Source organism: Aquimarina sp. Aq107 (genome assembly GCF_943733665.1).
Taxonomy (GTDB): domain Bacteria; phylum Bacteroidota; class Bacteroidia; order Flavobacteriales; family Flavobacteriaceae; genus Aquimarina.
This window is the reverse complement of the sequence record NZ_OX030782.1, coordinates 3,197,375-3,217,599: the sequence shown is the minus strand read 5'-3', so window position 1 is coordinate 3,217,599 and position 20,225 is coordinate 3,197,375. Positions and strand designations below refer to the sequence as shown.

Below are 20,225 nucleotides of genomic sequence, written 5' to 3'. Positions count from 1 at the left end.
ACTGAATTGTTATCTATTATTTAATTAATTGTGTTTAGTTTTAAGTATAACTAGCTAATAATCAAGTGTAGTAAATTTTGCTGCTTTAAAATAATAGATGCTGATAAATCAAAATTATTTATGGGATTATTTAAAAGAAATCCTTTTGGACATATATTATTCCTGAAAAAATGGCTTATTAGAATTATGGGATCTATGACGCATCGTCGTTATAGAGGCTTTAATGAGTTACAAATAGAAGGAAGTGAAATTTTTAAAGAACTTCCTGATAATAATGTATTATTTGTTTCTAATCATCAGACTTATTTCGCTGATGTGGTTGCCATGTTTCATGTTTTTAATGCCAGTTTAAGTGGTCGTACAGATTCAATTAAAAACATTGGATATTTATGGAAACCTAAACTTAATCTTTATTATGTAGCCGCTAAAGAAACCATGAATGCCGGTTTACTTGCAAGGATATTAGCATATGCAGGCGCAATTACTGTAGAAAGAACTTGGAGAGAAAAAGGTCAGGATGTCAATCGCCAGGTAAAGATGAGTGATATTACTAATATCAAAAGAGCCCTAGAAGATGGGTGGGTGATTACATTTCCGCAGGGAACTACTAAACCATTTAAACCAATTCGTAAAGGGACTGCGCATATTATTAGACAATATAAGCCAATAGTAATTCCAATAGTAATTGATGGTTTTAGAAGATCATTTGATAAAAAAGGTATTAGAATCAAAAAAAGAGGAATTCTTCAGTCAATGGTTATTAAAGAACCACTACAATTTGATTATGAAAATGATACTGTAGATGATATCGTTAGTAAATTGGAATTTGCTATTGAACAACATTCTTCTTTTCTTAAAGTAATTCCTCAGGAAGAGTTAGATGCAGAAGAAGAATTGAACAAGAAAAGACAATGGGAATATTAAAATATCGGATTCTGTATTTTATATTTCCCATTTATTAAATGTTCAAAAATCAATAACTCAAGCTCCAAAATTGCTTGATACTCTAGCTTTTTTGTATTTTATTAAATAGTAAGCTCTAAGTTTCCTGACACTAAGTTTACGTGACAACAATCGGTACTTACTGTGTAGTCACTACTAATAACTTCTTGATTATTAATAAATCCTCTAAACTGTATTTGTTGTACTTGATTTACTCCAAGAACATCATCCTCGATTAATAGGTATTGTCCTCGTTGTAATTCTTGCTCCTGTTCTGCTGGGGGCAATGAAACTGTAATATTTTCTCCATTCTCTAGATTAATCACTTCATAGGAGTCTAACGCAATAGGATTTTGGTCCTGATCAGTTATTGATACCGAAATTCTAATCAGTACTAGCGTACAGATAGCATCTTCGCAATTATCTGTATCATCACAAGACATCTGTATATTCGTTAATAATAAAGATAGTACGATAACGATTAATTTGAATGGTTTGTTCATTGTCTTTTGCTTTTTTATAAGATGTAAAAAATTGAAATGGTTGCGCAAAATTATAGAACTACTTAGAACTTTAGTATTTAAAGAGGGTTGCCTATGCCTGATTGTATTCAAATCTTTTTTACTCTAGTGTTAAGTATGTCTTGAAGGTGAATTGATAGTGACTTATGTTAGCTAGCTAACATTACTAAGAACACTTATTTGTTAAAGCTATCTAATATAAATGTTAATGTTATTCTAAAAACTCTAGATTCCATAACTCCTGTGTAAGTACTTTGTTTTTATTTAAAATATTGATTTTCAGTGTTTTATTTAACTTATTGATGTATTTTTAATTTCTTTTTGTGTTCGATAGATTTTTTTAGACTTGTAAGTACGGAAAGTATAAAGCGTACCAAATATCAGTCAAGAAACTTAAAAATTAAAGTACTTCATTTCTTGATTTTTGCATTGTATTCGGCCGAATAATAGTATGTGAATGAAATTGATCATTGTCTTGTTTTTAAGAAAAGATAATGTGCAAAGTTTGACGTAAACATAAACCTAAAACTCAAAAAAAGAAACAAAATGAAAAATCTAAAATTTAGCTTATATATACTATTGGCCTCAACATTAATATTTACTTCGTGTAACGATGATGATAATTTCGTTCCGGATGGGGGAGAAGAACCTAATAATTTTGTAGGAGCGGTGTACGCAATGACAAATGGTGAAGGACAGGTAGATGGAGTAGAGCAAGGACCTAATACTATTGTAACTTATGGTAGAAATGTAGATGGAACACTAACTCCAATAGGACCTGTTGCTACAGGAGGTAATGGTGGTGATTTTGATGGTGGAGAAGGATTAGATCCATTAATTTCTGCTTATGCAATAACCAAAACGAGAGATAACTCATTTATTTTAGCGGTAAATGCAGGTAGTAACACAATTTCTGCATTGCCAGTAAATGATGATTTCTCCTTAGGAAGTCCGGTTCTTCAGACAACTTCTGCCGAAGGTCCTAATAGTATAGATTCTTATCCAGCACCAGAAAGTATGACAGGAGTAAATAGCTTGGTTCTAGTAACGAACATTACTCGTTCAGAGTTTTTAGATGGTGGAGAGCCAATGCATAGAGGTACTTTAGATTCTTTTTGGTTATTAGATGATGGAACTTTTCAATCTGCTGGAGCTTCTGTTAATCTAGATAACAGACCGTCTTGTGTATATATTGCTCCTGGTGGAGAGTATGCGATTGTTGCTTCTATTAATGCGGGAGCTGCAGGTTTAGATGTAGGCGCTACAGATAATTTAGGAACTGGGAGTACTGCAGTGGGTAATCAAGATGAGGTGGTTTTATTTGGTATTAATGGAGGTTCACTTACTAGATTAGATGGCACTACTTCTACTTTAAGAGGAAATACAGAACAAAGAAATCTTCCTTCAGCAATTGGATCTCAGATTGTTAGAGGAACAGATGGAGAATTATATGCGGTTGTTACTGAGGCTAGAGAATTTCAATATAATGGAGCACCACCAGCATTTCCAGCATTACAAGATGGTTCGGTTTCTACATGGAGAATTGATGGAGATCAATTAGTAGATGTTAACTTAGATGTTCGATCGGGAGAAGGAAACACAGGAAGAACGGCTTGCTGGTTAGATTTTACATCAGATGGAAATACGTTTTTCGTATCAAATGCTATAGAAGCTGGTCTGGCATCCTTTAGCTTTAATAACGGTGTCGTAACCTTGTTAGATCAAACAGCTGCTCAAGGTGTAGGAGCTACAGGTAATACTACAGATCCTGGTGCTGCATTTGGAACTACAGAAGGATGGATTGATATGTGGATTTCTGATGATGGAGCTTTCTTATACCAGTTATATGGATTAGATGGTACTATTGGAATCTTTGGAGTTAATGGACAAACACTTAGCCCAATAGGTGAAGAGTCAGGTAATCTTCCAGATACAAATACACAAGGAATTGTAGCGATATAGAAGAATAATTGTAGTTTTATTTATTATTATTTTCCCAAAAGCCTTAAGATTTTTAAATCTTAAGGCTTTTTTTGTCTACTCCAACCAATCTTTAAAATCTTTAACACGTTCTCTGGCGACAATGATTTCTTGTTCATTAAAATGGTTTAGTTTGATTTGTAATCTAGAATTGGTATACGAGATGATGTCTTTTATCGCATTTATATTTACATAGAATTTGCGATTCACTCTATAAAATTGCTGTGGATTTAATTCGTCTTCTAGAGATTCTAAAGTAGTGTCAATAAGATAATTTCTATTTTCTTTTGTATGAAGGTATGTTCCTTTGTTTTCTGAATAAAAGCATTCGATATCTTCTACAGAAAATATTTTAAGATGCTGACCCACACGCGCAGTAAAACGCTTTTTATAGACTCTATCTATTGGATTGACCAACAGTTTTTTGATATCTTCAAAATCTACTTGAATTGATTGATTTGGTGATGCTTGATCTTTATATTTTTTTACAGCTGTTTCTAATTCCTCGTCATCAATTGGTTTTAGTAGATAATCAATGCTGTTTAATTTAAAGGCTTTTAATGCGTATTCATCATAGGCAGTTGTAAAAATAATTGAACTTTTGATTGCAATTGCATCAAAAATCTCGAACGATAACCCATCACTTAATTGGATATCTAAAAATATCAAATCAGGATGTTCATTATTACTAAACCATTCAATAGATTCACTAACAGAATGAAGCATTGTATTGATCTTAATACCTAGATCATCTAGCATACGTCCTAGTCTTCTAGCAGCAGGTTTTTCGTCTTCGATTATTATTACGTTCATAGTTTAATTAAAATTACTTTTTTGTTTGTACTTTTTTTCCAGCTTTCCACATAGATACCATCGTATTTATATGTGTAATATCTTCTATTGGGTTTTTATCTAATAATAAAAGATCAGCAATATACCCTTCTTTTATATATCCTATTTTTCCTAGTTTAAATTTATCTGCTGGTAATGAGGTAGCTCCTTTTAAGACTTCTTCATTTGGTATACCTGCTTCAGACATTAAAATTAATTCTTTATAAAGATCGGTTCCATAGTTAATATCCACATTTGGAGGATCAGTTCCTGCTAAAATAGGGACTCCTGCATCGTGTAATCGTTTTACTTCTTTTTTCAAAAACACTTCCATTTTTGCAGTTTCTTCAGCAGTTTTATTTTTTCGTTTCTTTTGAACTTCTATGGAAACCAGAAGTGTAGGGATTACAAAAAAATCTTTTTCTTTTACTAATTGTTGTAACTGATCTTCTGGCATTGGAGTATCTCTCCAGATATGGACTAATCCATCGGCATTATTATTTAGAACTTGATATCCGTCATTCATTTTAGAAACATGTACTACCACCTTTTTTTTGTTCTTATGACCTTCATCAATAATCGATTTAACGGTTTCGTGGGATAATGTAGGTTTCCATGGTTCTACAATTATTTTAATGTGGTCTACACCCGCTTTTACTCTATCTGCTATATATTTAATTGCATCCTCAGGTTTAGTGAGGGTAGGAACAGGAAAACCATATTGCGTTCCGTGTCCATCTGGCGCGGTGGCAGCATATCCGGCTACAAAGAAACGAGCATAATTTGTAGAATCTCTATATGTTTTCATCATCCCTTGGTAAGGTTCAACACCATGCATATCTAATAGATTAAATACACCAGCTTCTACAGCTTGTTGTAAAATAGGAATTCCCCAAGCATGTACATGGCAATTAGTCATTGCAGGCATTAAGAATTTACCATTTCCATTAATAACTGTAGCGTTGCGATTTATTGATTTAGCAATTTTGGAAATAGCTCCGTTTTCTATAAGGATGGATGTTTTTGGGATCACTTTCTCACCATCAAAAATGGTTACATCTTTAATGATAAAAGATTCTTGAGCATTACTAAGTAAGCTGATAAAGAATAATATAATTAGATGAATAAGTGTTTTCATTTTGATTGATCTTTAAAAAGATTATTAGAATTCTTATTGTATTAAATCCTTTTGTAATTATGGGAAACACGATCTAAAAAATCAATTATTCCCAAAGTTGTTTTTCTTTATCTTCTTCATCCATATATTTTCTGATTCTACGTTCCTCCCAATCTTTATCAAACATAGGATTAATTCTATATGCTTTAACAGCATGAAAAGCCAAACCTATTCCCCAACCAAATGCAGCCCATAAGAACCAGGCATAACGCCATTCATTAGTGTAATAATTTATCCCTGCAAGAAGTCCAATAATGATAATGTAAGTAAAGAGATTGTTATAAAATTTCTTTAGTTCGTCTACTCGTTCTTTTGCGCGTTCGTATCTTTTTTGTTCTTCGAAATCTTTCATTATGATTAGTTTTTAGTGTTAGTTTTGATTGATGTTATGATACATCTGGTGTATCTTCTTCGTCCATTAGTTCCTTGATTTTTCGTTCTTCCCAGTTCTTTCCAAAAATGAAATTATGTTTAAAAACCTTTAATCCATGAAACAATAATCCTATTCCCCAAAGTATTGGGGTAATATATAAGTGCCACTGCAACCAGTTTTTAAACCCTTGACTAGCAAAATTGGTATTGATTATTAATATCACTATATTAATTACAATATAGAAGGTTAGATGTGTATAAAACCCTCGCTCATCATCTACTCTTTTTTTAGCACTTTCATATCGTTTATTTTCTTCAGAATTTAGCATGATGAATAGCCTTAAGTTTATTAGTTTTTAGAAATAATCTGTAGTATTATCTTTTCTGATAATCTCTTTGATTTTTCGCTCTTCCCATTGTTTACTGAAAATTATGTTAGGATTAAAAACCTTCACCCAGTGAAAGAATAAACCAATTCCCCAGAAAAATGGAGTAATGTATAAATTCCAATTTAGCCAATTATTAAATCCTTCATCTATGAAATCTGAGTTGATCAGAAGTAGAAAAACATTTACAATTACATAAGCTGTAAAATGGCTATAAAAACCTTTTTCTTCTTGGACTCTCTTTTTTGCTCTTCTATATTTTGTTTGTCGTTCTAAGTTTTCCATGTTATATTTTTTTGAATTAGTTATTTTCTTGCATCAGTTCTTCAATCTTTTTTTCTTCCCATTTCTTGCTTAAAAAAGATGGTTTTGATGCTTTTCTTAATACATCTTTATTTCCAAAAACCCATAGCCCGTGTCCAAGTAAGAATATTCCCCAAATGACAGGAGAACTAATTAGGTTTAAAAATAAATATCCGTCATATATATGGTGTTTTAGTTGTAAAATTATATAAGTAATCACCATATTAATTACTATATACAAGGCAAGGTGTGTAAAGAAAGATCGTTCGTCTTGAACTCTCTTTTTTGCTTTAGAATATCTTTTATGTAATTCAGAATTTTCCATTTGTTTAGATGTCATTCTTCTTGTTCATAAATTCTTCAATCTTTTGTTCTTCCCATTCTTTACCAAAGATGGATTTACTAAATAATTTTCCTAATCCATTTTTTCCTCTGAATGTCCATAATCCGTGAGCCAGTAAACCAATTCCCCATAATATCGGAGCACTAAATAGATTCCATGGCAGGTAATTGTCATAATTTTCACTATTTACATAATCTCCAATTTTTATTTTAAAAATTATGATTATTATATTCATTACCACATACACTGCGACGTGTGAAAAAAAACTTCGTTCCTCCTTGACTCTTTTTTTAGCACTGTTATATGCTTTTCTTTTATCATTATCATTCATAATTTCTTCGATTAGATTCGTCCATATATTTTCTAATTTTTTTCTTCTCCCAATCTTTACCAAATATTGGATGATGGTCAAAAGCCTCTGCATAATGGAAAAGTAATCCTAATCCCCATCCGGCCATCGGAAAAATAAACCAAGGAAGGCCAAAACCTGTAGTTCTATAATTTATAAATATTAAAAAAGGAATTACGATGCAATATGCTGTTAGACTTCCGTAGAATTCTTTCATTTTTTTAACTCTGTCTTTCGCTCTTTTATATTTTAAATCTTTAACGATTTCTATATTCTGTGATGCTGTCATATCGATTGATGTTATTTTTTTTGTTAATATTGGAAGCTTTGCAATGAAAGCTGTTTCTGTCTTGAATACCGAAAACTCTCTTTTAGTTAGTAATCCGTATCGTTGTTGCACATTTCCTAAACCTACACCGCTACTTTGCTTTATAACTTCTTTAGGTTGTAAGTTGTTTTCTACAATTAGAAAACCATCGTCCTCATAAATTTTTATATGCAGAGGCCTATCTGGCATAACTACATTATGTTTGATCGTATTTTCTAATAAAATCTGTAATGATAGTGGTACTACCTTTGCTTCAGAATTACCGGCAGATTCTGGCATTTCAAAAATGATACTATCCTCAAACCTTAATTTTAGTAAGGTCATATATGTTTTTGCAAATTTTAATTCTTCATCTACAGTTACTAATTCTTTATCTTTTTGTTCTAAAACATATCGATACACCTTAGATAATGAGGTGGTAAACTTCTGAGCCATTCTTGGGTTTTCATCAATCAATGATGTTAGCACATTTAAACTATTAAATAAAAAATGTGGATCAAGCTGATTTTTTAGCGCATCAAACTTTGCTGATGCTGTTCCTGCGATTATTTTTTGTTCAGTTACCTTTTTCTCTTGTAGTGCTTTGTAGAAATACATTGCATGAAAGAATAAGGAAATTACTGTGGTAAATAATAAAGGAAAAATATAATCTCTAAACGATTGATCAGCTAAAAACTCCTCTATGGTTTGTCTTTCTAGAATAATAACCGTTGCTACAAATTCGCAAATTGCAAATCCTATCATAGTAACGATAATAGAACCTCCTGCACCAATTACAATTCTTTTAACTCCTTTGTTTTTCCATTCGAATTTATAGTTGATAAATCTAAAATATACAGTGTTTATATAGCATAAAAAGAAACTATACATAAAGTTGATCCCAAACCATGAGATTGTAAAAACCTCTTCGAATTTAAAACCATTAGTTAATAAATTTAATACAGCAACTACTAATGAAATTACTAGAGAAACAATTACAACAAACTTTATGTCTTTTAGGGTATTCATATATGCTAAATATTGTTTTATTTATGATTTACAATTTTCTTGTATTCTTGCTATCTGATCTTTTCCCCAACTTGGATAAAAAGGTATCGCAGAAGACGCCGTTTCAAAGTACAAGATAGCTTTTTCTACTTCAGGACAAAAGGCTTTTGGGTCTTTACCCCAGAATTTTGCTGCTCCCATTTGCCATTCTGCGTGATATAATATTGCTCTTGGGTTTTCAGGTTCAATAATCTTTGCTTTTTGATATAACTCCTCAACTTTGGCAGAATGTGTCATTCCATATTTTGCTCCATCATATACTACGTATGCAGTATTTAACATTGCTTCCATAATTAGGATTTCTGCGTTATTCTTAGAAAAAGTTTTGGCTTGATTAAGGTAATCTTGGGCTTTTGTAAGACGAGACTCTACTTCTTCTGCATTTTTAGTTCCAAACGTTTTTACGATATGGATCTGAGCAGCATAATAAAATGGTAGCCAGTTGTCTTTTTCTGCTTTACCAATTCTTTCGAATAAATTGGCAGCTTCATCATTTTTTTGGTTTCCCCAAAGTTCAAAAGCTTTTCCCATTCCTTTTTCATAGGCCGATTGAGCAGTGGTAGTTGTAATTGTAAAAATGCTAAGTATAATAATTAATGTTTTCATAGTATTGGTTGTTTTGTTTTACATTGTAAAGATCCTTTAATAGGGTGTGTTTTGGAATTAAATAATACCGAACTGTAGTTTTTTTGTGATGAATTGTATTACAGATTATCTAATTGATTATCGTTTTTATTATCACTGATTGTCCAAAAGAAACCGACTATAAAGAAACGATCAGCAGTTGGTCTAATAGCACGTCTAGCAAAGTCACCATTAATGTTAGGAGTATTGGCATATTGATAGTTAAATATATTGTCAAAACCTAGCACATTAGATACTGATACAAATAAAATCTTTTGTTGACTAATTAGATAAGCCCAACTCATATTTAAAGAATTAAATGTCTTTGTCTTTTCGCCTAAAAAGTTAATTGTATTTGGATCCGTGTATGGACGTCCAGAAGCAAAATTATAGGTCGCACTGATTAAAGATTTCCAATCTTTAGCCCAATATTTTCCAACTACCGATAGATTATGTTTTGCGGCAAAATTTGGAGTAGCACGTTCTGGGTAATTTCTATAATTTCTCTTTGTATCCAAATAGGAGTAACTCGCCCAATATTCGAAATTCTTAATAGATTTATTGTCTCTCCAATAAAGGTCCAATCCAGCCGCGTATCCATCTCCATTGTTGTTGTAAAAACTATCAAATTCTGGTAAATCAGTATCGAATTTGACTAAACTGTTATAACTTTTATAATACCCTTCTGCTCGTAAGGTTCTTCCATCATTTTGGTACAAGTAGTTAAGAATATAATGTGATGACTTTTCTGGGTCTAATGAACTATTATATTTAAGGACATCTTGCTGAGGCGTTTGGTAAAAATCTCCATATGCTAAAGAAATTTGAGATTTATCTGCAATTTTATATGCTAAAGAAGCCCTAGGGGATATCTTCGTAACATCAAGTAAAGCATTGTGAGTAGCCCGTAATCCGACCTGCATTGCTAATTTTTTGTTGAAAAACACATTAGCTTCAGAAAAAGCAGCAGTACTGTTATTTTTAAAACTACTCTGAAAATTTCCAAAGGATTGAGCATTTACTTCTTCTTTAAAATTACCTAAGAATTGTTCTGCTCCAAAACTTAGTTTAAATCGGTTGCTAAATCTTTTTCTTAGTTTTATTTTGAGATGTGCACTATTGTCATCATTATCAACATTAGTTTCTTCAATTTTTATGTCATTGTGATCATTGGCAAAACTTGCTCCAGTAGCTAATGTCCAATCATTTCTTAGATCACCTTTATAAGAGGCATTTAGATATAGATTTCTATTAGTAAGTCCAAAGTTTATTCCTTCAGGTCTGTTAATATCTTCCTGAATTAATTGGAAATCAGCGTAATTTATGCCTCCGTATAATTTGAATAAACCATTATTAAATTGATGTCTATAAACAGCTTCACCTGACAGTGACTCGAAAGGTTTAATCCAATCTACACGTTGAGAAATGATTTCCTGATATGGTTTTAGATTAAGATAAAATGCGTTGATACTTAAGGAGTTTTTCTCCCATTTTTGTGTGTTTCCTACACCAAGACCTACAGTTATAAAAGATAAATCTGTTTTTTCTTGTTCGGGTTCATTAATGGTATTTAAAAGTAATACACTAGATAAAGCATCTCCATATTCTGCAGAATACCCACCAGTAGAAAAATTGGTACCTTTAAATAGAAAAGGAGAGAAGCGACCACGAGTAGGAATATTATTAGCTGTTGCTGAAAAAGGTTGAAAGACTCTTAAACCATCAATGTAAACATTAGCTTCATTAGCATCACCACCTCTTACAAATAGTCGACCATCCTCTGCCACTGTAGAAGTTCCTGGTAAGGTTTGAAAGGCGCCAATATAATCTCCGGCTGCTCCTGCGGTAGTAACAATATCCAAGGGAGTCAATACTGATGCTTTACTATTGTCTCCTGCAGAAAAAGTACCTGCGTTAAGAATAACGCTTCCTAAAGAATTTACATCTTCTTTTAGTACTATTTTTAGATCTTTCATTTTGTTTACAGAGGCACTGAATACATAAGTTTCGAAAGAAAGAAAAGATACAATCAACATTTGTTCTCCCGTTTCGGAGGTTGTAAAAGTGAATGTGCCATCATCTGTTGTTGATGCCCCGTCGTAGGTACCGTCTAAATAAATATTTGCTCCAGGAATAGGAACACCAGATGGTTCTGTAACGGTTCCTGAAATAGTAGTTTGCGCGTGTGAAAATGATACGGCAAGTAATAAAATTACGGTTAATAATGATCTCATCTGTTCTTTTGTTGTTTTTAATTGATACACCAAAATTGAATCAAAAAATCAGATGATAAAATTGAATATAACCCAACTGTCGAAATAAGAGGATGGAATGTTATTTATGAGAAAAATGACACTGAAAAATAAACTAAGAAATTAGTTGAATGATTCAACTAATTTCTTAGTTTTGTTTTTTGTTTACAAATCTCTTTATGAAAACTATCCTTTTATTATCAATTCTTCTATTTGCGTGTATGGGGAATTATGCGCAAGAATTTACTGTTTTTTATAACGAAGCAAGAAAAGCAAATTATCGTCAGTTAAGATCTTCTATGTTAGATATTATTCCAAGAACAGAGGATGATATGTCCTTGATAAGAGATAAAGCCAAAGACCATAGTAATGAATTGAAAAGTTATCAATATAATAGTGTACTGAGAATAGATGGTAGTAAGTCAATCTATTATCCTATACAACGACAATATAATGACACAATAAATAATTCAGTTACTTATGGGAAAGGAGGTAAGCGAGTTTTTATAAGTAGAGAAACATCAGAAAAAGAGTATAAAGTTGTGTATGTCAACAAGCGTAAAAAGAAAAAATCAAGTGTTGAATATGCGTATGGAAAAGAATATTTAATTGAAGAAAAGTTATCTAAATTAAATTGGAAAAAAACCAATGAAACCAAAAAAATGTTTGGGTATACTTGTAAAAAAGCATTATTGTTTAAATCGTTAAAAAAAGAATTTACCGGATCTTACGGGGTATATACTACTAAAAACCAAAAACCTGTAGAAGTATGGTATACAGAAGATATAGATAGTTCATTTGGTCCAGCTGGATATTGGGGCTTACCGGGATTAATAGTAAAAGTGGTGGAGGACGATGCAATTATCGTTATAGATAGAATACTTTATACACTAGACGGCTTTAAAGTAAAACCACCGAATACAGGAGAAAAAATTACTAGAGAAGAATTAGAAGATATTCCAATGTTACTTTTTAATGAACATTGATTGATTTTTTTGAATATAAAATAGATGTTACAGGTAATTTATAAGTATTAAAGGGTAACATTTTTAAAGAATATAACACTTAGATATATACTATAGTTTATAATATAAATTAGAAACTGATGAAAACTAAACTACTCATAATCGTTTTCTTTATTTCCTTTTCAGGAAAAAGTCAGGAGATTACTGTGTTTTATAAAGAGAAAAGAAAACCTGCTCAGATTTCGAGGCGTCATGCACCGATGGATACAGAACACTTTAAAGTTTATATGGATGAAATAAAAAGAATCAAAGCTGCTAGTATTGCTGACAAGGATAAAGATTCTACCGATATATTTCGTCAAATGATACAGGAACAAGCAGATAAAATGTCTGCTCACTCTATGAAAATTTTTAAAGAAACTAAGAAGAAATCTTTGGATATTCCAGCATATGATTTCGTTACTGTTTTAAAAATCAAGAATGAAAATTCATTGTACTATCCACAAGATAAAGTTAGTAATGATACTGTATCCTATACCAGAACAAATAAAACAGGCCGCGAATTTGTAGATGAACGGGTTAATTATAATAATTCGGAAATTATTTATATAAATCATAAGAAAGATCAAAAAATCAGTTCGTTAAAGATTTATGAATTTGATCAAAGAGGTAGAAAGTTTTTGATAGAGGAAAAGCTAATAGATTTACGTTGGACATTAACGAAAGAGACAAAAAAAGTTAAGCAATATGTATGTTATAAAGCTGTACTAAACAACTCAGATAAAAGGGTAGAGGCTTGGTACACTAAAGAGATTATAGCTAATCATGGTCCAAAAGGATATTATGGATTACCTGGACTTATTCTAGAATTAAAAGAAGGAAAGAAAACAGTCCGTTTTCACAAAATTCAGTTACTTTCTTCGGATACTATAGATATTAAACCACCAACCGAAGGAGAAAAAATTACTAGAGAAGAACTTAAAAATTTACCTTCTAAGCTATTTAATCAGTATTAGAGTAAGATTTTTAGATATAATTACACTCGTTCTACTTCATTTTCTTTTTTATTCTTAAAAGGTCTTACTATAAGTCTTGCAGCTTTATCATAATTAATATAGTTATACGTCCAATTAAAAAACGTAACAAAACGATTTCTAAAACCGACTAAAAACCATAAGTGTATAAACATCCAAACAAACCAAGCGAAAAATCCTCCAAAACGGAATTTGCCTAAATCTACAACAGCTTTATTACGACCAATAGTAGCCATAGATCCCTTATCAAAATACTTAAAAGGAATCATTGGCATTCCTTTTAATTGCCTTTTAAGGTTCTTTACGAGATGATTTCCTTGTTGTATTGCTGGTTGGGCTACCATAGGATGTCCTTTTGGATATTCATCCGTTTGCATTAAAGCAATATCCCCAATAGCATATACATCATTATAACCTTCAATTTGATTATATTTATTTACCTTATATCTATTAGCTCTTGGTATAAGAGTATCTGCTTGCAAACCTTCTACAGGCGCACCAGTAACTCCTGCAGACCATATAAAAGTCGCGGTTTTTAAAGACAGGTCTGTATTGGTAGAAACTAAGTTTGATTCATAATTAGTTACCTGAGTATTGGTATGAATACGAACCCCCATTTTTGTGAGAAATTTAGAGGCTTTTTCTGAAGCATTTGTGCTCATAGGTGGTAAAACGCGATCTGCTCCTTCTATTAAATGAATTTCCATTTCACTAAAATCCATATCAGGGTAATCACGCGGAAGTACATTGAGCTGTAATTCTGCAATTCCTCCTGCTAATTCTACACCAGTAGGTCCTGCACCGGCTAATACAAAACGTAATAATTCTTTTCTCTTTTCTGGATCTGTAGTAATAACTGCCTGTTCTAGATTTTCTAACAATAAGCTTCGTAAATTCAATGCCTGCGGAAGATTTTTCATTCGCATCGCATTTTTTTCGATAGTTTCATTGCCAAAGAAATTAGTTCGCGCTCCAGTGGCAATAACTAAATAATCATAAGTAATACTACCTATGTTTGTATTTACTTTTTTTTCGTTAGGATCTATAGAGCTTACCTCAGTCATTCTAAAAAACGTGTTTTTTCCACGTTTTACAATTTTTCTTAAAGGATACGCAATAGAATCAGGTTCTAAAGATGAGGTAGAAACTTGATATAATAAAGGCTGAAATGTGTGATAATTGTGTCTATCTAATAGTACGAGTTGTACATCTTCTTTGACCATTTTTCTGGCCAATGCAACTCCTGCAAAACCACCTCCGATAATCACTAATCTTGGTAAATTAGTATAAGGAATGTTCATAAATAAAGTGTTGTTCTACAAAGATAAAATGATAATATCATATACCCTACAGAATATTTATTTTTGTTGTTTTTATGTGATAAACTATCTGATTATTAGTTTTTTATTGTTTGTTTTTATTAAAGGATATTTATAATATATGTAAATTTTAGTTTTTAATGTGTAACGTATTTGTTTTATTACCTACTTATTAGGTGTAACTAACTGAAGTGAATAAAGAATTAGAACATAGTTTTGTAACTAATCTTGAGCAAAATCAAAATATTGTGCACAAGGTTTGTAGGATATATACGAATGATGCAGAATCACACAATGATTTGTTTCAGGAGATTACTATCCAGTTATGGAAGGCGTATCCGAAATTTAGAGGAGATTCTAAATTCAGTACTTGGATGTATAGAGTTTCTTTGAATACGGCCATTACGTTATATCGTAAATCAAAAAGAAGTATTAAGACTTCTGATTTTGATACCATGGATTTCAAAATTAAGGCTGAAGAATATGACGATGAAATAGAACAACAGCTTAAGTTAATGTACGCAGCGGTAAAACAATTAAATGATATTGAAAAAGCGTTAGTTTTTTTATATCTGGAAGACAAATCATATAAAGAAATTGCAGAGACTATGGGAATCTCTGAAGTAAATGCAAGAGTGAAAATGAATAGGGTGAAAACGAAGTTGAAAAAAATATTAAACCCATAAGCATGGATGAATTAGAATTATTAAAAAAAGACTGGAAGAATCAAGATGAAGCGCTTCCGAAGTTATCATATAATGAAATCTACAAGATGATATTGAAAAAATCATCTTCAATGGTAAAATGGATTTTTATCATAAGTGTTTTAGAATTTATTTTATGGTCATCAATAGATATTATAGTTAGATTAACTGGTCAATACGAAGAATTAGAGGTTCTTGGTTTAGAAGGTTTTTCAATAATCACTACGATATTATCTTATGGGATATTAATATACTTTATGGTCAGGTTTTATCTAAATTATAAAAATATCCAGACAACAGATTCGGCCGCTGTTTTGATGAAAAACATTCTAAATACTAGAAAAACAGTAAAGCAATACGTATGGATTAATATAAGTTTTCTTGCGATAACGACATTGGTTGTAATCACATATATGGCATTTTATACAGATGCTTATACTAGTAAATCAACAGATCAAGAAGTTCCAATGTATCTTATTATAGTTACTTCTGTAATAGTATTGGCCATTTTTATAGGGCTCTTAGCACTGTTATATCGATTGATTTATGGCATACTAACTAGAAAGTTAAAAAAGAATTATAAAGAACTTCAGAAATTAGAAGTATAAACAACAAATAAAAAATCCTGATTTAATCAGGATTTTTTATTTGTTTTCGTTGAATGCAGAGGGCAATAATTGAGGAATAAATTTTATCAATAAGGGTAATAATAAACTACCGCCTGGAAGAATAAAAATAGCAAGAGAAGGAATTGTTTTGCAAACATCTAGTAATTGCTGTTTCATTTGTTGTTTTTCCTCTTTGGATAAATCTCTAACCGCCGATTGTCCTAATAAAATCATTAAGTCTTTACTTTCAGAAATTTCCTTAATTAATCTTTTCTTATTTCTAAGTATTAAGATACTTACAGTTCTCGAGGTTTGTTTATAGAAGTGGTGAGCAGGATTAGAATAATTAAAAAAAGATATTTCCTCTTTATAGTCTTTTACAAATGATTGCACGGAATGTAGGGATTCTTTAACCCATTGATTTGGCAATATAAGTTCTGCTCCTAATGCACGCATAAAATCTTGTTCTCCTAAATCAATTTCTTTATCATTCCAAACAGCCAAACTTGTTAGATCTAGAATATATCTTTTCTCTAATTCATCAGTATACGTATCTAAATCTATTTGATCAAAACTAGCATCTTCATCAGTATTTACCTTGGTGTATCTTACAGAAGAAGCAAAAAGCTTAACTAGTAACTCATAGTAATCATCTTTTTCTATTTTCGAATTTAGAGCAAGAAAAACAATATTTGTTAACGTTTCTTCTAGAGAAGCAGCGTACTCAATGGGGTTTATATCGTGAATCAAAAAATGCTCAAAAGCTAGAACATCAATAAACAATAAGGCATTTGTTAGTAAATGACTAAAATTCTTTTTGAAAATAGATTCATTCGTCTGAATCCGCGTATTAATTATTTTTTCTAGTTTCTCACTTTTACTATTTGTCAACGCATTGACAAAGGAAAAAAAAGATTTTTTGGTATCTAGGTATTCATAAAACTCTATTAAAGCTTTAATGCAGTCTTTAGAATCTCCATTATCGATAGTATCATAATACGTAACTACCAAGGCAGTAAAAAGATTTATCTTAGTTTTCTCTTCTTCGGAGTATGTGATTTCCGAATCATATGATAAAGCTATTTCTACAGAAGTACCATATATAAAACCTACCTTCCTTAGTTCTGGATACAATTCATCTAGTGATGATAAAGAAAGAGAATCTATATCAAAATCTCTCAGAAATTTATCTATCCAACCAGCAGTTGATGGGTTCATAGGTTTGTAGGTTTATCACAAAGGTAAATTTATTTTTCATCTAACGGCATTCAACAATAATCTAGATCTATAAAATAACAGTTAACAAATCTTTAACACACTTCAGAAAACCGTGTTCTTTTTATCCTCGTATGTAATAGCGTAAACATTTAAAATTAAATAAAATGAACAAGATTAGAAAAACAAATTTATTTATTCTAGCTGGTCTCTTTAGCCTAGGAGCAGTTTTTATGGCAGCAGATCATATAGATGCTCCAGCAGTTGTAGGAAGTACCGCTGACATTACTGATCTGTATGCTTTTGAAGGAGCAAATCCAGATAACACGGTATTTGTAGCAAATGTTCAAGGGTTGTTAGCTCCAGGAAGCTCGGCAACTTTTGATGAAAACGTACTAGTAGAAGTTAATATTGATAATGATGGTGATCTAGTAGAAGATCTAGTGATACAGGCTATACCTAGAGATGGTGTGATGTATTTTTTTGGTCCTTATCAACCTTCACAAACCGGTTTGAATAGCACTATTGATGATGACACGCAATACTTAGGTCAAGTTGCAATTAGTACAGGATCTAATGCTACCACATCAGAAGCAAACGGAATTTCTTATTTCGCAGGTTTAAGAGAAGATCCTTTCTTTTTTGACTCCAATCAGTTTAATGCCATTATTGGCGGAATGGCTTCTGGAGGATTTAATAATCCTGGTAATGATGATTTTGATGGTACCAATGTATTATCAATAGTTGTAGAAGTGCCTAATTCACTTTTAGGAGGAACATTTAGCCACCCGGCAGGAACGGGTGTTGAGGTATTTAATACTTGGGCAGAAGCAAAAAGAAAACAATAATCAAGAATTTTTAAATAATAGATATTATGAAACTAAATAAATTAAAAAATATATCGGTTGCTTTAATCGTACTAGTTGGACTAGCAAGTTGTAGTAATGATGATGATGTAATTGTAGTTAATCCGCCTATAGTTTTAGATTTCTCTGGAACCTTTGCGCAAGAAGATCAAATGGGACGTCCTGGTATTAATACTGTTTTTAGTGCGACACCTGATATAGAGAATAGTTTTAATGTAACGATTCCTTCCGAACAAGGAGCAAATTTTCAATCATTATTCGAAACTCAATTAGCCGGGCTGCATAATGCATTTGGAGCAACTTATGAGAATAATATCTTAGGATTAGATATTACAACCTTAACTACAGTTTTAGCATCAGATGTATTACAAGTAGCGCCAGGAGTACCAACAACTTATTTTGATGGCACCAATGTGCTAACAGGAAGAACATTAACCGATGATGTAATCGATGTATCGTTAATTTTATTATTTGGTGGACAAACAGGAGATCGATTTAATGGACAAGATTTAGATAATGATGGAACTCCAGATTTACCAATACTTGTTACAGATGGAGTTAGTAATTCTGGGGAGACACCTTCAGATACATTCCCATACTTAGAGTCTCCACACGGTTCGTAAGTAAGACCATATTCTTTACTGTCAAGCTGAGTCTATCATCGGTTAAATCAGCCCTCGAATGATTTGGTATGCCTTAATAAAGGTCGATATGGTAGGCTCAGAATGATGGTGTAAACTCAAAAAACAAAACAAATGAAAATATCAAATAGTATCATAGTTCTCTTAATAGGAATGTTTGTTGTTTCCTGTAATAAAGAAGAAACAACCATTACGAATCCAGAAGATTATGCCGTATATCTTACTAAGCATAACAATCAAACAAGAAAAGAAGCTAAAGAAAAACTTCAATTTTGGAATTCTAGGATAAAAGCAGATAGTCTTCAGATTACAGCTTTAGCACCAGCTGCAACTGCATATACAGAACTATTTCATTCTACAGGAGATATAGCTTATCTTAAATTAGCTGAGAAAGCATTAACAAAATCTGTAGATGTAGCAGCAATTGGAAAATCAGGATATCTCTTAGCATTAGCACATAATTATATATCTCAGCATAGATTCATTGAAGCAAAAGAAGCAGCGCAAGGTGCTTATCTTTTAAAAACAAATAGTGAGGAGACAGAAATGGTCCTGTTTGACATATCTATGGAATTAGGAGAATATGAAAATGCGGAGAAGTACTTACAAAAAATAGCGAATCAAAGTGATTATAATTTTCTAATTCGTTTAGCCAAATGGAATGATTATAAAGGTAATCTGGATGCTACTATTAGGAATATGGAAAAGGCATTGAAAATTGCGGAAAATGGTAAAAAGAAAGGATTGCAATTATGGTCCTACACCAATTTAGCAGATTATTATGGTCATGCTGGTAGAATAGAAGAATCTTATGATCATTATTTAAAAGCTTTAGCAATTGACCCTTCTAATGCTTATGCAAAAAAAGGGATTGCGTGGATTGTATATTCTTATGAATATAAACCAGAAGAAGCATTAAAAATTCTCGATGCTGTTATGTCTGATTATCAAAGCCCTGACTATTTTTTATTAAAAGCTGAGATAGCGGGGTTTCAAAAAAATGATACTGTCAAAAAAATTAACCTAATAAAATATTATAATTCAGTTAAAGATAATAGATACGGCATTATGTATAATACACATACTGCATTGTTACTTGCAGAGGAATATGGTGAATATGATAAAGCATTAGTTATAGCTGAAGAAGAAATACAGAATCGTCCAACACCACAATCTTATGATTTAAAAGCATATATATTAAATCTAAAAGGAGATCATAAAGAAGCATTGACAATTGCCGAAAATTATATAGTTCATAAGACATTTGAACCTCTAGCGAATCTTCATATTGCTCAAATTTATAAAGCAAATAATTTATCAGAAAAAGTAAGTCCAATAATTGAAGAATTGATGGATAGTAGTTATGAGTTAGGGCCTGTTATTTCTAAGGAATTAATGAATCTGTGAAAATTACTTTC

The 20,225-nt window shown here is 31.6% G+C and carries 22 protein-coding genes; 9 read left to right on the top strand and 13 right to left on the bottom strand.

All coding sequences use genetic code 11. The features are described 5' to 3' along the window. The first annotated feature begins 120 nt into the window (after window positions 1-120). Window positions 121-924 (top strand): 1-acyl-sn-glycerol-3-phosphate acyltransferase, encoded by an 804-nt coding sequence (locus NMK29_RS13815; protein ID WP_108803658.1) that lies wholly within the window; start codon window positions 121-123, stop codon window positions 922-924. A 101-nt stretch (window positions 925-1,025) separates the two neighbouring features. Here NMK29_RS13815 and NMK29_RS13810 read toward each other — a convergent pair whose 3' ends face one another. Continuing rightward, window positions 1,026-1,445, bottom strand: a complete 420-nt coding sequence (locus NMK29_RS13810; RefSeq protein ID WP_234424275.1) for a hypothetical protein — start codon at window positions 1,443-1,445, stop codon at window positions 1,026-1,028. A 564-nt stretch (window positions 1,446-2,009) separates the two neighbouring features. Here NMK29_RS13810 and NMK29_RS13805 point away from each other — a divergent pair. Continuing rightward, window positions 2,010-3,425 carry a hypothetical protein gene (locus NMK29_RS13805; RefSeq protein WP_108803661.1) on the top strand — a complete coding sequence of 472 codons (1,416 nt, stop codon included), beginning with the start codon at window positions 2,010-2,012 and terminating at the stop codon, window positions 3,423-3,425. A 75-nt stretch (window positions 3,426-3,500) separates the two neighbouring features. Here the strand turns inward: NMK29_RS13805 and NMK29_RS13800 are convergent, their stop codons facing one another. From NMK29_RS13800 to NMK29_RS13755, 10 genes are all read right to left on the bottom strand, one after another. Continuing rightward, complete coding sequence (locus tag NMK29_RS13800) at window positions 3,501-4,256, bottom strand: LytTR family DNA-binding domain-containing protein (RefSeq protein WP_108803662.1); 756 nt, start codon at window positions 4,254-4,256, stop codon at window positions 3,501-3,503. 13 nt (window positions 4,257-4,269) lie between these two features. Further along, window positions 4,270-5,412 carry an amidohydrolase family protein gene (locus tag NMK29_RS13795; protein WP_108803663.1) on the bottom strand — a complete coding sequence of 381 codons (1,143 nt, stop codon included), beginning with the start codon at window positions 5,410-5,412 and terminating at the stop codon, window positions 4,270-4,272. A gap of 85 nt (window positions 5,413-5,497) precedes the next feature. Next, entirely contained in the window at window positions 5,498-5,803 is a 306-nt protein-coding gene (locus NMK29_RS13790) for a 2TM domain-containing protein (RefSeq protein WP_108803664.1), read from the bottom strand. Between the two features lie 34 nt (window positions 5,804-5,837). Next, window positions 5,838-6,152, bottom strand: coding sequence for a 2TM domain-containing protein (locus NMK29_RS13785; protein ID WP_108803665.1), 315 nt, complete (start codon window positions 6,150-6,152; stop codon window positions 5,838-5,840). A gap of 27 nt (window positions 6,153-6,179) precedes the next feature. Beyond that, entirely contained in the window at window positions 6,180-6,494 is a 315-nt protein-coding gene (locus NMK29_RS13780) for a 2TM domain-containing protein (protein WP_108803666.1), read from the bottom strand. Window positions 6,495-6,510: 16 nt separating this feature from the next. After that, window positions 6,511-6,852, bottom strand: a complete 342-nt coding sequence (locus tag NMK29_RS13775; RefSeq protein WP_108803667.1) for a 2TM domain-containing protein — start codon at window positions 6,850-6,852, stop codon at window positions 6,511-6,513. Beyond that, the gene (locus NMK29_RS13770; protein ID WP_108803668.1) at window positions 6,842-7,186 is read right to left on the bottom strand and encodes a 2TM domain-containing protein; all 345 of its coding nucleotides are present in this window, start codon (window positions 7,184-7,186) and stop codon (window positions 6,842-6,844) included. The genes NMK29_RS13775 and NMK29_RS13770 overlap by 11 nt, the downstream gene beginning before the upstream one ends. Then, on the bottom strand, window positions 7,179-8,540 hold the full coding sequence (locus NMK29_RS13765) for a 2TM domain-containing protein (protein ID WP_108803669.1): 1,362 nt from the start codon (window positions 8,538-8,540) through the stop codon (window positions 7,179-7,181). Before NMK29_RS13765 ends, NMK29_RS13770 begins: the two co-directional genes overlap by 8 nt. 21 nt (window positions 8,541-8,561) lie before the next feature. Beyond that, window positions 8,562-9,185, bottom strand: coding sequence for a hypothetical protein (locus NMK29_RS13760; protein WP_108803670.1), 624 nt, complete (start codon window positions 9,183-9,185; stop codon window positions 8,562-8,564). A 98-nt stretch (window positions 9,186-9,283) separates the two neighbouring features. After that, window positions 9,284-11,437 (bottom strand): TonB-dependent receptor domain-containing protein, encoded by a 2,154-nt coding sequence (locus NMK29_RS13755; RefSeq protein WP_108803671.1) that lies wholly within the window; start codon window positions 11,435-11,437, stop codon window positions 9,284-9,286. Between the two features lie 197 nt (window positions 11,438-11,634). On the opposite strand from NMK29_RS13755, the gene NMK29_RS13750 reads away from it, so the two are divergent. Both NMK29_RS13750 and NMK29_RS13745 read left to right on the top strand, forming a co-directional pair. Continuing rightward, window positions 11,635-12,441: a GLPGLI family protein gene (locus NMK29_RS13750; RefSeq protein WP_108803672.1), complete on the top strand. Its 807-nt coding sequence runs from the start codon at window positions 11,635-11,637 to the stop codon at window positions 12,439-12,441. Window positions 12,442-12,560: 119 nt separating this feature from the next. After that, window positions 12,561-13,436: a GLPGLI family protein gene (locus NMK29_RS13745; protein ID WP_234424276.1), complete on the top strand. Its 876-nt coding sequence runs from the start codon at window positions 12,561-12,563 to the stop codon at window positions 13,434-13,436. A 20-nt stretch (window positions 13,437-13,456) separates the two neighbouring features. On the opposite strand, the gene NMK29_RS13740 is transcribed toward NMK29_RS13745, so the two are convergent. Continuing rightward, window positions 13,457-14,755 carry an NAD(P)/FAD-dependent oxidoreductase gene (locus tag NMK29_RS13740; RefSeq protein ID WP_027392161.1) on the bottom strand — a complete coding sequence of 433 codons (1,299 nt, stop codon included), beginning with the start codon at window positions 14,753-14,755 and terminating at the stop codon, window positions 13,457-13,459. A 209-nt stretch (window positions 14,756-14,964) separates the two neighbouring features. Here NMK29_RS13740 and NMK29_RS13735 point away from each other — a divergent pair, with 209 nt between their 5' ends. Together NMK29_RS13735 and NMK29_RS13730 are read left to right on the top strand one after the other, a co-directional pair. Then, window positions 14,965-15,459: an RNA polymerase sigma factor gene (locus NMK29_RS13735; RefSeq protein WP_027392160.1), complete on the top strand. Its 495-nt coding sequence runs from the start codon at window positions 14,965-14,967 to the stop codon at window positions 15,457-15,459. Between the two features lie 2 nt (window positions 15,460-15,461). Continuing rightward, window positions 15,462-16,085: a hypothetical protein gene (locus NMK29_RS13730; RefSeq protein ID WP_108803673.1), complete on the top strand. Its 624-nt coding sequence runs from the start codon at window positions 15,462-15,464 to the stop codon at window positions 16,083-16,085. Between the two features lie 36 nt (window positions 16,086-16,121). Here NMK29_RS13730 and NMK29_RS13725 read toward each other — a convergent pair whose 3' ends face one another. Next, the gene (locus NMK29_RS13725; protein WP_108803674.1) at window positions 16,122-17,303 is read right to left on the bottom strand and encodes an LETM1-related biofilm-associated protein; all 1,182 of its coding nucleotides are present in this window, start codon (window positions 17,301-17,303) and stop codon (window positions 16,122-16,124) included. Between the two features lie 173 nt (window positions 17,304-17,476). On the opposite strand from NMK29_RS13725, the gene NMK29_RS13720 reads away from it, so the two are divergent. From NMK29_RS13720 to NMK29_RS13710, 3 genes are all read left to right on the top strand, one after another. Further along, window positions 17,477-18,148 carry a DUF4331 family protein gene (locus NMK29_RS13720; protein ID WP_108803955.1) on the top strand — a complete coding sequence of 224 codons (672 nt, stop codon included), beginning with the start codon at window positions 17,477-17,479 and terminating at the stop codon, window positions 18,146-18,148. 26 nt (window positions 18,149-18,174) lie between these two features. After that, window positions 18,175-18,789, top strand: a complete 615-nt coding sequence (locus tag NMK29_RS13715) for a DUF4331 family protein (protein WP_108803675.1) — start codon at window positions 18,175-18,177, stop codon at window positions 18,787-18,789. Between the two features lie 132 nt (window positions 18,790-18,921). After that, window positions 18,922-20,214: a tetratricopeptide repeat protein gene (locus NMK29_RS13710; RefSeq protein WP_108803676.1), complete on the top strand. Its 1,293-nt coding sequence runs from the start codon at window positions 18,922-18,924 to the stop codon at window positions 20,212-20,214. Window positions 20,215-20,225 lie beyond the last annotated feature (11 nt).

Bases quoted from the DNA above. Each gene is read 5' to 3' on its own strand.
- NMK29_RS13725 (WP_108803674.1), bottom strand. From the start codon at position 17,303: ATGAACCCATCAACTGCTGGTTGGATAGATAAATTTCTGAGAGATTTT.
- NMK29_RS13750 (WP_108803672.1), top strand. From the start codon at position 11,635: ATGAAAACTATCCTTTTATTATCAATTCTTCTATTTGCGTGTATGGGG.
- NMK29_RS13770 (WP_108803668.1), bottom strand. From the start codon at position 7,186: ATGAATGATAATGATAAAAGAAAAGCATATAACAGTGCTAAAAAAAGA.
- NMK29_RS13800 (WP_108803662.1), bottom strand. From the start codon at position 4,256: ATGAACGTAATAATAATCGAAGACGAAAAACCTGCTGCTAGAAGACTA.
- NMK29_RS13785 (WP_108803665.1), bottom strand. From the start codon at position 6,152: ATGCTAAATTCTGAAGAAAATAAACGATATGAAAGTGCTAAAAAAAGA.
- NMK29_RS13780 (WP_108803666.1), bottom strand. From the start codon at position 6,494: ATGGAAAACTTAGAACGACAAACAAAATATAGAAGAGCAAAAAAGAGA.
- NMK29_RS13715 (WP_108803675.1), top strand. From the start codon at position 18,175: ATGAAACTAAATAAATTAAAAAATATATCGGTTGCTTTAATCGTACTA.
- NMK29_RS13745 (WP_234424276.1), top strand. From the start codon at position 12,561: ATGAAAACTAAACTACTCATAATCGTTTTCTTTATTTCCTTTTCAGGA.
- NMK29_RS13790 (WP_108803664.1), bottom strand. From the start codon at position 5,803: ATGAAAGATTTCGAAGAACAAAAAAGATACGAACGCGCAAAAGAACGA.
- NMK29_RS13710 (WP_108803676.1), top strand. From the start codon at position 18,922: ATGAAAATATCAAATAGTATCATAGTTCTCTTAATAGGAATGTTTGTT.
- NMK29_RS13795 (WP_108803663.1), bottom strand. From the start codon at position 5,412: ATGAAAACACTTATTCATCTAATTATATTATTCTTTATCAGCTTACTT.
- NMK29_RS13760 (WP_108803670.1), bottom strand. From the start codon at position 9,185: ATGAAAACATTAATTATTATACTTAGCATTTTTACAATTACAACTACC.
- NMK29_RS13730 (WP_108803673.1), top strand. From the start codon at position 15,462: ATGGATGAATTAGAATTATTAAAAAAAGACTGGAAGAATCAAGATGAA.
- NMK29_RS13815 (WP_108803658.1), top strand. From the start codon at position 121: ATGGGATTATTTAAAAGAAATCCTTTTGGACATATATTATTCCTGAAA.
- NMK29_RS13810 (WP_234424275.1), bottom strand. From the start codon at position 1,445: ATGAACAAACCATTCAAATTAATCGTTATCGTACTATCTTTATTATTA.
- NMK29_RS13755 (WP_108803671.1), bottom strand. From the start codon at position 11,437: ATGAGATCATTATTAACCGTAATTTTATTACTTGCCGTATCATTTTCA.
- NMK29_RS13805 (WP_108803661.1), top strand. From the start codon at position 2,010: ATGAAAAATCTAAAATTTAGCTTATATATACTATTGGCCTCAACATTA.
- NMK29_RS13740 (WP_027392161.1), bottom strand. From the start codon at position 14,755: ATGAACATTCCTTATACTAATTTACCAAGATTAGTGATTATCGGAGGT.
- NMK29_RS13775 (WP_108803667.1), bottom strand. From the start codon at position 6,852: ATGACATCTAAACAAATGGAAAATTCTGAATTACATAAAAGATATTCT.
- NMK29_RS13765 (WP_108803669.1), bottom strand. From the start codon at position 8,540: ATGAATACCCTAAAAGACATAAAGTTTGTTGTAATTGTTTCTCTAGTA.